8 protein-coding genes are annotated in these 13,832 nt (G+C 36.5%); 4 read left to right on the forward strand and 4 right to left on the reverse strand.

The window, feature by feature from the left end; translation table 11 throughout:
- Window positions 1-306 precede the first annotated feature (306 nt).
- Window positions 307-5,385, reverse strand: a complete 5,079-nt coding sequence (locus tag JJL45_RS02320; protein WP_068600925.1) for a LamG-like jellyroll fold domain-containing protein — start codon at window positions 5,383-5,385, stop codon at window positions 307-309.
- Between the two features lie 309 nt (window positions 5,386-5,694).
- On the opposite strand from JJL45_RS02320, the gene JJL45_RS02325 reads away from it, so the two are divergent.
- On the forward strand, window positions 5,695-6,171 hold the full coding sequence (locus JJL45_RS02325; RefSeq protein ID WP_068600923.1) for a CAP domain-containing protein: 477 nt from the start codon (window positions 5,695-5,697) through the stop codon (window positions 6,169-6,171).
- Window positions 6,172-6,331: 160 nt separating this feature from the next.
- On the forward strand, window positions 6,332-7,885 hold the full coding sequence (locus JJL45_RS02330) for an aldehyde dehydrogenase family protein (protein WP_068601722.1): 1,554 nt from the start codon (window positions 6,332-6,334) through the stop codon (window positions 7,883-7,885).
- A gap of 129 nt (window positions 7,886-8,014) precedes the next feature.
- Here the strand turns inward: JJL45_RS02330 and JJL45_RS02335 are convergent, their stop codons facing one another.
- The 3 genes from JJL45_RS02335 to JJL45_RS02345 are packed head-to-tail and all read right to left on the reverse strand — an operon-like array spanning window position 8,015 to window position 9,908.
- Window positions 8,015-8,890: an endonuclease/exonuclease/phosphatase family protein gene (locus tag JJL45_RS02335; protein ID WP_068600921.1), complete on the reverse strand. Its 876-nt coding sequence runs from the start codon at window positions 8,888-8,890 to the stop codon at window positions 8,015-8,017.
- Window positions 8,887-9,447: a YciI family protein gene (locus JJL45_RS02340; protein WP_068600919.1), complete on the reverse strand. Its 561-nt coding sequence runs from the start codon at window positions 9,445-9,447 to the stop codon at window positions 8,887-8,889. Before JJL45_RS02340 ends, JJL45_RS02335 begins: the two co-directional genes overlap by 4 nt.
- Window positions 9,435-9,908, reverse strand: coding sequence for a CYTH domain-containing protein (locus JJL45_RS02345; RefSeq protein ID WP_068600916.1), 474 nt, complete (start codon window positions 9,906-9,908; stop codon window positions 9,435-9,437). Before JJL45_RS02345 ends, JJL45_RS02340 begins: the two co-directional genes overlap by 13 nt.
- Window positions 9,909-10,003: 95 nt before the next feature.
- Here JJL45_RS02345 and dinB point away from each other — a divergent pair, with 95 nt between their 5' ends.
- Together dinB and JJL45_RS02355 are read left to right on the forward strand one after the other, a co-directional pair.
- Window positions 10,004-11,101 (forward strand): DNA polymerase IV, encoded by a 1,098-nt coding sequence (gene dinB, locus JJL45_RS02350; RefSeq protein ID WP_068600914.1) that lies wholly within the window; start codon window positions 10,004-10,006, stop codon window positions 11,099-11,101.
- Window positions 11,102-11,361: 260 nt separating this feature from the next.
- The gene (locus JJL45_RS02355; RefSeq protein WP_068600912.1) at window positions 11,362-13,818 is read left to right on the forward strand and encodes a TonB-dependent receptor; all 2,457 of its coding nucleotides are present in this window, start codon (window positions 11,362-11,364) and stop codon (window positions 13,816-13,818) included.
- The last annotated feature ends 14 nt before the right edge of the window (window positions 13,819-13,832 follow it).

The following is a 13,832-nucleotide window of genomic DNA, read 5'->3' on the forward strand; positions in this document are numbered from 1 at the left end:
AAAATCACTGACTTACAACGATTTTTATTATTATTTTACGAAATCAGCAAGAAAAGCACTACTTTTTTAGATTAATTCTTGACTACTTAAACCTTCTCATGAGAATTTTTAAAGATTTAAATAGCAGGCATACGTCAATTTAATGCTTGCAGGATGTGAATGTTTCATGAATTTGATGACTACTATTTATGAGCATTCATAGCATACAAAAACACCTCTACAATCTGGTTTTAATAGATTGTAGAGGTGTTTGAAAAGCGTCGATTTAGAGTTCGCTTTAAAGATTAAACAGCATAAAAAACGGCCTTACTCCGAAATTACTATTTTTTTAGAAACCTCCGTCCCATCAACAATCATAGAGCACACATATACGCCTGATGCTAAGCTGGTAGGTAGACTTATTTTTGTATCGGAAGCATGCACAGGATATTCAAAAACCATCTGACCAAGCATATTCACGGCCTTTAAACCTTCGATGTTCATGTTTTTAGGGTTGTTAATGATGATACTAGAACTTTGCTTATTGTAAAACAACCCTAAACTTTGGATGTTTTCTTCAGCAATATCTAATGTATTTCCTTCATTAGAAAAGACAATTGCAAAACGATCACTAATGAGTCCGCTATCAACATTCACGAAAAATGAACCTGCTTTTAAATCGTGATAAGTATCGTAATCCTTCAAATATACCGGCACATCATCAGGTAGGTTTTCTAAAGCATGTATACTAATTTCAATTAAACCTCCCGATTTCGTTTTTACGGTTAATGGCAGAACAGTTTGTTCGTTTATAGCATCAATCCCTTGAATAACATAATCGGCATCTTCAACTTCCCAATACATATCTTCTATATTGGTTTCATTGATTAGACCGTCGTAACCCCAATCTACACCCATAGTAGCATGATCATCAACCGTCGTTAATAATTGGCGTACATATCCTTTAGGCGATTCGTAATTGATTCTAATTTTTGGACGCACATCTTCATTCTTTGAATCCTCTTGCTTCGAAGTTTTAGTACTGGCATTTTTTACAAAAACAGAAGTATTTGTGGTTTCGGTTACAAAAATTCTTTGATCATTTTGGAAGACAATATCAGCTTCGGTAGCTGTATCTGCCTTTACAAAGAAACCTTGACCTACAGGAATATAGCGGTGAGGTGTTTTTTCTGGAGATGCCGAATGACTAGGGTCAGCTGTGGCTGCAGTTCCTGTCATTGCCGGTGTCCCTCCCGAATAATTATAGACCCCATAACCACCTTCGTAATCCTTAGAATAATGCGAATTTCCGCCATAATGCTCCCAAAAGTATAAAGTACCATCTAAAGCGCTTTGGTTATCTTCTAAAAATTCATGGGCATCGATAGCTGAAGGGTATGGATTCCCAACCAGGTACTCATTGCCAGGATGAATTTTTAACGTGATCTCACCATTATTAGGAACCCCTTTAAACGTATAGTTTTGTTCGGGTTTACTTCCTTTAGCTCCCGGTCCTTTCATGGTAAATCCTTCAGCAACAAACAGCTCCCCGCCACTTTTCACATGTTGCCATAAGGCATAGGTATCGCTCTTATTGTTTGCGTATTTCCAAATCCAATATTCGGCTATAGAGATTGAGGTGTCGGTTTTCACTCCATCGTAACCGCCTATAAAACTAATGGCTTTTGGGTTATCTTCATCAGAACCATCCATTAACACACTACCAACCGTGTAACTTTCATCACCATCAATAACGCTATTTGGATTAGAACTGTGTACAGGCGACGACCAATAATTATAGTTATGTTGAGAGGTTTCACCTTGTTGATCAACTTCTAAAGCACCTTGAGTACCAGCTACCAAATCACTGTCTTTGGTTTGTATTAATTGAGATTCACCATGTAAATCGATATCACCATTCAACTCTAAATACCAAGTATTATTTAAATCGGAGTCATTTAAAACATCAAGTCTTGCATTTTCATCAACAATCAAACCTAATGTTGTATGTGAATAATTGGTAGTGACTTCGTGAGCTACATTAACGATTACCCATTCGTTAATATTCGCTTCATCATCAATATCCCAAACATCACCATGTAACCAGGTTGACTTACTTCCCCAGTCGCCATTTGCTTTTGTCACAAAAGGAAGTGGTGCGGTTTGGCCCATGATGTCTTTTACATTATAAATGGTTGCTACTGCACTATTATTAAGTGAATGATCCTTTAATTTATCATCTTGAAAATCATCTAATTTATAATAACGCTGTAATCCTGAAGAAAGGTTGGAATTTATTTGTTTAGGAATGATTTGACCTTGATTTAAATTGGTTTCGTCTAATTCTTGATAAATCATTTTTCTAATGGGACTAGAATATACAGCTTCATTAAACACACGAACTTCATCAATTTCCCCCATAAAATAATTAGAATCGCTATCGGGAGTACGCCCAATACTGAAACTTGAAGTTGAAGTCGCTAAACCTCCAGAAGCACTTACTTTGTCAGCTGAAAAATTTCCATTAGTGTATAACCATAAATGATCTCCAAAACGAGCTGTTACATGAATCCAAACTCCTGTAGCTAAAGGTTCATCACTAGTTATTGTTTTTCCACCACCACTAGCTATTAAATAGTTATTACTATCAAGCTGCATATAAAAATTATCCTGCCCCATAATAAATCGCGTTCCTGTTGCTGAAGGGTCAATTTTTATCCAGCACATCAATGTCGCTTCCGCCCAACTACTCATAAACGAAGGTTCTGCCACATAATCATTACGACCATCAAAGTACAAAGCATAGGAACCAACTAAATCTCTAGGCGAACCAAAAACAGCAGTATCGGTATCGAAGGCGTCCAAAATACCATCTTTATCGATATCAGTAGACCCATCAATAACGCCATCGTTATCAGCATCGAGATGGGCAAAAATTTCTGGAATATCATTGCTTCCTCCAGATTTCGGATTTAAATAATCTGGAGTTCCTGAAGTGGTTTCAACAGGAGGCGCATAAGATGCTACTCCAAAACCAACGTAATTATCTACGCTATCTAAAACGCCATCACCATCACTATCAACGCCATCGCCTACTCCGTTTCCTGTAATATCGATATCTCCGAAACCATCGTACTCAAGGGCATCAAAAACACCATCATTATCAGAATCTAAATCTAAATAATTAGGTATACCATCTCCATCAAAATCTTGTAATAAAACACCTGAAGGATAACTATCGTGCACCCCATCTTTATTGGTATCAGCCCAATCGGTATTACCATATAAGGTACCATCACCATCAGAATCGCTAAGTCCAAGTTCCACAACATTGGGTATACCATCGTTATCATCGTCTATATCTAAAACATCGGCAACGCCATCGCCATCGGAGTCACAAAATAGTTGTTCTACCAAAATATCATCTATAGCGAGATCATTACCATATCCTCCGCTTGCAAGATTGCTTAATCTTACCGTAAATGACGAGGTACTAGGTATAAAGGTAAGTTCGTTAATTACCCAACCCGTATTATCGGAAGCTCCAATTGGATCAATATTTTTTGAGGCTATAGTACTCCCATCGGGCGCTATAACTTCCATTAATATTTCTGGCTTACTTCTACTAGGATCATCTACACGATCTAAATTAATAGCAGCAAAGCTGTAGGTCACCGTTACATTTGGTGTTACACCATCAATTTGATTTTCGTAAAATATGCCTCCAGCAACATTTTCTGCATTAAAAATGGCCATTCTACCATTCGTATCATTAGGTGTGTAATCGTCTCCTTGATACCAGTAGCCTGCGGACCAACTCGCTATGTCTCGTGCATTATGGTAAACAGTATATTTACCATCAACAACGTCTCCACTAGCAAGATACTCATAGGTTGTACTTGCAGCCGCAAAATTTTCGTCTATTTCAACACGGGTAGTACCTGTTCCAAAAGTTTCATATAAGAAAACGGTTTTGGCCACAGTAGCATAAGGGTTTAAAGTACAATTACTGTTTTCAACGGTATCTAGAATACCATCATTATCGTCATCTAAATCGATATTATCGGTAATACCATCGCCGTCGGTATCTGGATATACTGTTGGGTCGCTTGGCGTTGGAGACGGAGACGGATCTGGAATTGGGCTTGAGGATGTGATGTTTACGAAGTAGTCTTCGAATTCTTGCGTTTTACTTGTACTTCCACATGGAGATGGGTTTGCATCAAACCAATACTGATTTATACCAACTCGCATAACTGTAATTCCTTCAACTACATCACTTGGAACGGTAAAAACAACAAATTCGGCAGTATTCGAAGTTCCCCGAGTTATTTCTGATGTCTCAAACACCCCATTCCGATTGTAATCTATATACAAAAAACGATGCATTTGTTCTCCAGTTACGTCAACATATATTGTATAACTCTTTCCAGGAAATAGCTGTACTGAAGACGCATTAAAATAGCTAGCATATCCACCATCATCACCTGAACTATTATTGATAGCAGTAGAATATTCTCCATTAAGATCTACGTTAGTTATAGCAAAACCTGCTTTACTCGTATTTGGGATACAAGCTCCATAATTAACAGCAAGATACACTGTTGCTGAATCAAAATTACCAGTACTATCAAAAAAAGAATAAGTAAAACTATCAGGACCTACATAGTCAGTATTTGGAATATATTGAATAACTCCGTCACTAATTTCTGTTACAGTTCCATATTTAGGGGATGACGTGATCGAATAATTATCAGCACCACTTCCATGAATACTTTGTGTATCATTTGAAGCAATATTTATTTGATTAGCCGTACCAGAACTACTGTTTTTTGTTACTACTAATTGATCATCATAAGCTTTTGGAGTGCTTGGAGTTGCTATATTTAGAGTATAATCTTCTACTTCTGCATCTTTTCCTGAGAAATCACAAGGACCTGTGTCGTATTTAGGGTCGCAAGTTTCGCAATAGAAAGTTGCAATACGTAAAACAGCGGTGTTTTGTAGTTTTTTAGTAATCTCAATAGTTCCAGAAACATCTAGGTTGTTGCTGTATGCACCAGAATCATAGGCTCTTACAAAATCACCATTGCCGTAATCTATCCAAACTATCGTTTTTATACTGCTCCAACTATTGTTTTTGTTTTCAGCAGAAAAAGTGTAAGTTTTTCCTGCTGTAACATTAACCGACATTGAAGTAAAGTTTTCGTGTTTTTGTTCAACAGAACTAGGATTATTTATTGTAGAACCAGGGTCACCATTAATAGTAAAGTTTGATATTCCGGTACCCCAATTTGATTTTATACCACTAGGAGTAGGACATTGTGCATTTAATGAAAACTGATTAACGAAAAAAAATAGAGCTACAAAAAGCGCTCTATGAAACTGAGAGTAGAATTTTGCCATAAGATTTGAGAGACTGAGAGATTATTATACTAATAATTTTTAGTGTAATATTTTAATTTTTAATAACAAGGGTCAAATTTATACTTAAAAAAACATAGCTTCCTGATTTTCTGGCATTTTTCGATAAAAAGCATGATTTTCATCACATTTCATCTATAAAAGCATGAAAATGACATAATTACACGCACTCAAACAAGTCTAAACCTACATATGAGAAAGAATTTTCGTATAAAAAACAACAAATTACAAAATTTACAAGACCAATCTGCCACATTTAAAATGTATATTTGAGAACCCAAATCTATAAATATGAAAACTACCTACCTAAAACCATGGTCGCTCATGGTTATTTGCACTTTATTTTTAAGTGTATTGTCTTGTTCTTCAAATGATGATGACTCTAATCAAGAAGACTCTAGTATTAACGGTCAAATTCTAAACTTATTAAACGACCATAGGTCAGAACTAGACCTACCCACCTTAGCCTTTAATGCTTATGCGACTACTTTAGCTGAAGAACACAGCTTGTACATGGCTACCCAAGACAAATTGAGTTACGACAACTACGAAGAACGTGCTAGTTTATTAATTTCAGCCGAAAACCCTACTAAAATGGCAGAAAGCGTGGCTAATAAATATCAAAACGCCGACAATGTTGTTGAAGCCATGCTAAACGACTCGGGACATAGAAACAATATTGAAGCCGATTTCACGCAAATAGGCATAGGCGTTAGTAAAAGCGAAAGCGGTATTAATTACTTCAGTTTTATATTCTTGAAAAAGTAAAAAACAATTATTTTTCAAATATTATAACAGATTGGCTGTCTATTTTTTAGACGGCCTTTTTTTGTTAAAGTTCTGTTTAGGAAAAGATGATACGCTTTAAAACCCACATTTAAATATTACTTTAGTAAAAATGGCTGAAAAGCCTTTAAATTATTTAAAAATGACTCACCCTAACACCTCTTTCGGTATAGATAAAGCCCTTGACATTTTAGGTATAAAACCTGTTAACGCAGGTACTTCTACCGGTTCAAACCAGTTTTCAAACGGAAAATCCATCGATAGCATCTCCCCTGTTGATGGCCAACTAATCGCTAAGGTAACGAGCACAACAAAAGCCGATTACGAAAAAATGATGGAAAGCGCTACCCAAGCCTTTTTACATTGGCGAAAAATCCCAGCACCGCAACGTGGCGATATCGTAAGGCAATTTTCAAATAAATTAAGAGAGAAAAAAGAAGCGCTGGGCAAATTGGTTTCCTATGAAATGGGTAAAAGTTACCAAGAAGGTTTAGGTGAAGTACAGGAAATGATTGATATCTGCGATTTTGCGGTTGGCCTGTCCCGTCAGTTACACGGCCTGACCATGCATAGCGAACGCCCTGGGCATCGCATGTATGAGCAGTACCACCCCCTTGGTGTGGTTGGTATTATTTCTGCCTTTAATTTTCCTGTAGCCGTTTGGGCCTGGAACACGGCTTTAGCCTGGGTATGTGGTGATGTTTGTGTTTGGAAACCTTCGGAAAAAACACCGCTTTGCGGCATCGCTTGTCAAAATATCATAGCTGAAATATTAGCTGAAAACCATTTACCTGAAGGTATTTCTAATCTGATTATTGGCGATGCTAAAGTGGGTGAATTTATGACTAAAGATACCCGAATTCCTTTAATTTCGGCAACCGGATCCACTAGAATGGGTAAAACTGTTGCACAAGAAGTGGCTGCCCGTTTAGGAAAAATTCTTTTAGAGCTTGGTGGTAATAATGCCATTATTGTGACGCCTGATGCCGATATAAAAATGACAGTTATCGGAGCCGTTTTTGGTGCTGTAGGCACTGCAGGACAGCGCTGCACCTCAACAAGACGCTTAATTATTCATGAAAGCGTTTACGATAAAGTGGTCACAGCCATTACTAAAGCTTACCAACAATTACGCATTGGAAATCCTTTAGATGAAAGCAACCATGTAGGCCCTATCATAGATACTGATGCTGTTAAAATGTATAACAAAGCCCTAAAACAGGTTGTAAAAGAAGGCGGCCAAGTACTTGTTGAAGGCGGAACCCTTAAAGGTTCTGGATATGAAAGTGGTTGTTATGTGAAGCCCGCTATTGTAGCTGTTGAACCACATTACAACATGGTTAAACAAGAAACTTTTGCCCCTATTTTATATGTGATGACATACGAAGGTGAGATTGAAAATGCGATTAACATACAAAATGACGTCGCCCAAGGGTTAAGCTCGGCGATTATGACTAATAATTTACGTGAAGCCGAACGTTTTCTTTCGGTGGAAGGCTCCGATTGTGGTATTGCTAATGTAAACATTGGGACTTCTGGCGCTGAAATTGGTGGTGCCTTTGGCGGTGAAAAAGAAACTGGTGGCGGTCGTGAATCGGGATCGGATGCGTGGAAAGTTTATATGCGCCGACAAACCAATACCATTAACTACACTACTGAACTGCCTTTGGCTCAGGGGATAAAATTTGATTTATAGATTTTTTAAGTTAGAAAGTTACAAAGTTTCAAAGCTTGAAAAGTTAATCCTGTCAGGAGGAGGTACGACTGAAGAATCTTTCCGTTTAAAGAAGACGCTTTACCTCTTTCTGCATGACAGGTTTATTCACTACCGTTTAATCACCGTTTTTATCATTTCATGATCCGATTCTAGAGAATTGATTTTTTTAGAATCCAAAATCTCTAAATCTTTAGACACCCAAATATGATCTAGTGATAATAAAGGCAAACCCCATGGCCATGTTTCTCGAAAGCCATTGCCCTTCGAAGAAAACCAGTGGTTGAAATGCGTTTTGATTTCCCTAAAAAACAGGGATTCGTAAGGCAAATTAAAATCACCTAAAACCATAGTTCGCTCACCAAACCCAATTTGTTCATCTACAAAATCGAGCTCCCAATGCCTAGGCACATCCTTGCTACCCATAACATCGACCGCATAGAAATGAATACCCGAAGTTTCAAAATGGACTACCGAAGTATGATACTTGGAAATATTATCGGAAATAACAGTCATGGGATGCTTCGAAAAAACAGAAAGTTCTAGTTTAGATTTGTAAAAATGATACTGCGGGTACAAAGCCTGCAAGCGCGTAAAATCGGTATCACTAGCTTCGGCAAGCACCATAACATCAGGAAAACTACCATATTGCTCAACGGCATCTTCAAAATGATGTTCGCGAGAGGTGTTCCAAAAAACGACTTCTAAATCTTTTTCGGTAATGGGTTCAGCAAAGGTAAACCTAAAGCTTCCGACCAACCATATTACCAGTAAAATTCCAGCCACTATTAAGTTATATTTTCGCCATTTCCCAAGAAATATAGACAACCCAACTACAATACCAATAATTACAGGCAAAGGAAAAGGGTAAAATATCAACGACCACTCGTATGTGCTATCTTTAATTACAAAATGAAGTAAGAGTAGCGCTAAAATGATTGCGATGTTTACAACGAAATAAAGACCTTTAATAAATTTAAAAATCATCTTAAATGAAAACCTTTTGCTGCCCACCAAGGATGGATTTCAACCTTTAAACGATTTGCTTTAACCATCGGATCTTCATTAGCTAAACGTTCGGCCATTTTTTTTGTAGGTACATTGTATATGGTAATACCTCTAATATCACCATCATCACCAAACGGTCCAGAAATATCGGCATGACCTTCCTCGTACATTCTTCCTAAGTATTCTAAATGTTGCTTTTGAAGCTCGGCTGTTTCTTCTTCATTCTGACCTCGAATAGCGCCAGACTTCAAAAAAGCGATATAGTATTGCTGCATTAAAATGGTATCCTGTGTTTTTTCATCCACATAATCGAAAGTTTTATAGCCTTTCGCATCTAAAGCCTCTTTAATTTGTTTCTGTGTTTTTTTATTGGATTCAGCCTTTACAAAAGCATGGTATAAAGAATCTTTAACTTTCATGACAGCCAATTCTTCTGGAGTAGGTGGTATAACTTCTGGTGTTTTAACTTCCTCTTTACAAGAGACAATGTATAACATGATTAAAAAAACTGAGGCTATTTTTTTTATGATTTCCATAATTTAAATGGGTTTTTACTTAATTGTGAATTATAATATCTAATATCTCCTGTAACTTCTTCGGCTAACCATTCGGGTTTTATAAAAGTTTCGGATTCTGTTTTGAGTTCTACTTCGGCAAGTACCAAACCAGTATTATCACCAAAAAATTCATCGACTTCAAATACATGAATACCAACTTGTACTTCATAGCGTATTTTATCGATAATGGCTTCTTCACAAAGGTTAATAAGGGCTTCAGCTTCTTCTAATGAAATCACCTTTTCCCATTCAAATCGCGATAAGCCCGATTTTGAAGAGGCGCCTTTAATCGTGATAAAGCCTTCATCATCTCTTATTCGGATTCTAACCGCCCGATCTTTATGAGAGTTTAAATACCCTTGACAAATACGGGTTTGCTTAAAAGCTTCTTTTTTAAAAGTTTCAGAGTTCACTAAAAACTTACGTTCGATCTCTATCATATGCCATCGGACCCATTTACCATATGGTCGCTATTTAATTTTAAAATCTGAATAAACAAAGATTACACCTTCTCAGGAATTCATAAATTTACAGTATGTTATCCGATTTACCAATAAGAAAAATAATTCATGTCGATATGGACGCCTTTTACGCGTCGGTAGCGCAATTGGATAACCCAGAATTAAAAGGGAAAGCCATAGCTGTAGGCGGTAATGAAACACGTGGCGTAATTAGTGCCGCTAGTTACGAAGCTCGAAAATTTGGTGTTAAAAGCGCCATGTCTGGTAACTTGGCCGTAAAACTTTGTCCGGAACTCATATTTGTAAAAACCAATTTTGAACGCTATAAAGAAATCTCCAAAAGGATACGAAAAATTTTCTTAGACTACACCGATTTGGTGGAACCGCTATCTCTCGATGAAGCCTACTTAGACGTCACACAAAACAAAAAAGGGAACCCGAGTGCCTCTCTAATTGCTCAAGAAATTAGGGAACGTATTTTTAATGAAGTAGGTTTAACTGCTTCTGCCGGTATCTCAATAAATAAGTTTATTGCTAAAGTGGCTAGCGATTATAATAAGCCTAACGGACAAAAAACAGTGAATCCAGAAGAGGTGCTTTCATTTTTAGAAGCTCTAGATATTAGAAAGTTCTATGGTGTTGGAAAAGTCACTGCCGAAAAAATGTACCAAAAAGGCATTTTTACAGGATTGGATTTAAAAAACAAGTCTTTAGAGTTTTTAGAAACCCATTTTGGGAAATCTGGACGCTATTATTACCACGTGGTTCGTGGCATACATACTAGTGAAGTGAAGCCCAACCGCATTCGAAAAAGCTTAGCTGCCGAGCGTACTTTCAGTGAAAATTTATCCTCTGAAGTCTTTATGCTTGAAAAATTAGACCATATCGCCGAAGAAGTTTCCAAACGGCTTTCTAAATCAAAAGTTGCTGGAAAAACAATCACTCTAAAAATAAAATATAGCGATTTCAGCTTGCAAACCCGAAGTAAAACCCTCCCCTATTTTATAAATGATAAAGACCTCATTTTTGAAACCGCTAAAGACCTGTTATACCATGAACAGCTTAACAATTCCGTTCGACTTTTAGGAATTTCTTTATCAAACCTAAACACCGAAACAAAAAAAATACCAGAAAAAGAAAGCGTAAGTGTGCAGTTAAAATTTGGATTTTAACATTATTTCACATTCCTGCAGCAATTTATGCCGTTTATTAACGTCTTTCCACTTTTAATAACCCAAAAAACTAGAAATATTCGATTGTCATAAATTCATTATTTGTAATTAATCTAAATTAATATTGTGCATTTAGTGTTTTTCAATACTTCAAATTATCACTTTATTTGTTTCACTTCATTTTTTTAAAAAATTACGAAATCTTAAACCTCTATTTGTAATTAGTCTAAATAAGTATAATTTTGACAAAAAATTAACAAATGCCTTTTCGCAAAATATATTTAACGCTAATCTTCGCACTTATAAGTTATTTAAACTTTAGCCAAAATGGACATTTATATGGTGAAATCGCCTTTAATAATGACGAACCCGTTCTAGGAGCTCAAGTGACTCTAATAGGGAATTCTGTGAGAAGAATAACGTCTTCGGGTATTAATGGTGAATTTGTGTTTAAAAATTTGCCGTATGGTAAGTACACCATTCAAACACATTCCTTAGAGGCAAAACCTCATACCATGGAAACCGAGATAAGCAACAAAGAACACAATATAAAATACGTACTAGAAATAACAGAATATCAGGATTTAGATGAAGTTCATTTACGTACTAAAACCAAAAAAGAGAAAATTGAAGAGGGTGGTTTTGCAGTCGCCATTATAGACACCAAAGAAGCCTCGGTAAGAAACTTAACACCAAACGAACTATTAGACAGATCGGTAGGTGTTCGTATAAGACAAAATGGAGGAATCGGTTCTAATGTTGAATATAATCTTAATGGGATGTCTGGAAGTGCCATTGGGATATTTATTGATGGGTTAGAAATCTCAACCTACGGTCAATCCTTCAATCTTAATAATATACCTACTTCTATGATTGAGCGCATAGAGGTTTACAAGGGCGTCCTGCCATCACACCTCACAGGCGATTATGCTGGTGGTGCTATTAACGTGGTACTAAAGAAAGACGTATCTCAAAACAATATAAATCTTGCGGCTTCTTACGGATCCTTTAACACCTTTCAGTCTGATATTGGTGTTACCTATAGAGATAAAAAAACAGGACTCTCCTTTCGAGGAGCAGCATTTTACATCTATACCGATAATAGCTATGAAACCTGGGGACGCTCAACAACTTATGTAAATTATTTAGGACAAATTACCAGACCTTACCGTGCTAAACGCTTCAACAACACCTATAAATCTATTGGCGGACGTTTTGAAGCTGGATTCACCGACACCAAATGGGCAGACCAATTTTTTATAGGTTATAACGGCTCTAGTAACTATAAAGAAATCCCTCATGGTACAACCATGGCTGTGCCTTATGTTGGAAGGTTTAATGAAACCGCAGCTAACGTCATCTTACTAAATTACAGCAAGAAAGATTTCCTAACTGAAAATTTAGCACTTACCATAAATGGTGCACAAAGTTATAGAAATACTTATTTACAAGACACTGTGGGAGTAGCCTATAACTGGGATGGTAAAATACGTGAAGTTATTGAATTTGGAGAAAGAGTTCCACTAAAAACGCTTCAAGGAGGACAACAAGCAGAAAAAACCATGCTTGATATAGACAGAAAAATCACAAATATCAGATCAAATTTAGGATATATGGTGGCTCATAGACATCGTGTTTCTCTTAATCACAAATACGAAGGCACAAGGCGTACAGATCAGGATTTATTAGACCCTATTAACCAAGATCTGGCAACAAAAAGTATTATATCACAAAATATTTTGTCGCTTAATTACGAAGCCGAAACTTTTAATAGAAAGCTAAAAACAAACTTATTAGGTAAATACACCAGCAACAGAACGAAACAAACAAAATCGGAAATAGGGGTAGTAAACGGTCAAAATACCGTAATAACAAAAGACACGCTTACAGCAAATTCAAATTTTGGTTATGGCGGAACTATATCTCTAAACGCCTTTTCCAATTTTTACCTGATTGCATCAGGGGAAAACTCTTATATAGCACCTACCGAGAACCAATTATTTGGAGCTCCAGAAATTAACATCCTAGCCAATACAAATTTAAAACCAGAACAAAACATCAATTACAATTTAGGATTTCGATTTGGCACTTTAGAGCGCGGGAAACACAAAATATCGGTTTACGCCAATGCTTTTTGGCGTAATGGACTCGATAAGATTACGCAACAAGCCGTTGATGAAGATGAAATCGAAGATGAAGAAGATGCCGATATTCAAACCACAAGATATGTGAATTTGGGTAAGACACAGGCCCGCGGCTATGAAGCAGAGCTTATATATATCTATAATAACAGATTAAATACCTCTTTTAATTTTTCAAAATTTAGAAATGTATTTAAACAGGAATACGATTCAAATAACAATCCGCATTCCCTAAATGGTGAACAAGTTCCTAACGAACCTTTTTTCACCATAAATGCAAATATTCAATACCGATTTGATAATCTATTTCAAAAAAATTCCATTCTAAATACCTACTACACTATAGGCTATGTAGGTGATTATTACACCGTTTGGGGACAACCAGAATGGTCTAAAACACCAAGTCAAATCTCACATGATTTAGGTGTGAGTTACCGTTTCCCTTCTAAAAAATTAGTAGCTAGTGTCGACATCAAAAATCTGTTTAATGCCGAGCTCTACGACAACTTTGCGATACAAAAACCAGGAAGAGGAATCTATTTCAAATTAAATTACATAATCAATAACTTTTTATAATCAATTTAACTTTT

This window comes from Tamlana sp. s12 (genome assembly GCF_016767215.1).
Classification (GTDB): domain Bacteria; phylum Bacteroidota; class Bacteroidia; order Flavobacteriales; family Flavobacteriaceae; genus Pseudotamlana; species Pseudotamlana agarivorans.

Excerpts from the sequence above, each read along its gene's own strand:
- JJL45_RS02355 (WP_068600912.1), top strand. The coding sequence starts at position 11,362 with ATGCCTTTTCGCAAAATATATTTAACGCTAATCTTCGCACTTATAAGT.
- JJL45_RS02335 (WP_068600921.1), bottom strand. The coding sequence starts at position 8,890 with ATGATTTTTAAATTTATTAAAGGTCTTTATTTCGTTGTAAACATCGCA.
- JJL45_RS02320 (WP_068600925.1), bottom strand. The coding sequence starts at position 5,385 with ATGGCAAAATTCTACTCTCAGTTTCATAGAGCGCTTTTTGTAGCTCTA.
- JJL45_RS02345 (WP_068600916.1), bottom strand. The coding sequence starts at position 9,908 with ATGATAGAGATCGAACGTAAGTTTTTAGTGAACTCTGAAACTTTTAAA.
- JJL45_RS02330 (WP_068601722.1), top strand. The coding sequence starts at position 6,332 with ATGACTCACCCTAACACCTCTTTCGGTATAGATAAAGCCCTTGACATT.
- JJL45_RS02340 (WP_068600919.1), bottom strand. The coding sequence starts at position 9,447 with ATGGAAATCATAAAAAAAATAGCCTCAGTTTTTTTAATCATGTTATAC.
- JJL45_RS02325 (WP_068600923.1), top strand. The coding sequence starts at position 5,695 with ATGAAAACTACCTACCTAAAACCATGGTCGCTCATGGTTATTTGCACT.
- dinB (WP_068600914.1), top strand. The coding sequence starts at position 10,004 with ATGTTATCCGATTTACCAATAAGAAAAATAATTCATGTCGATATGGAC.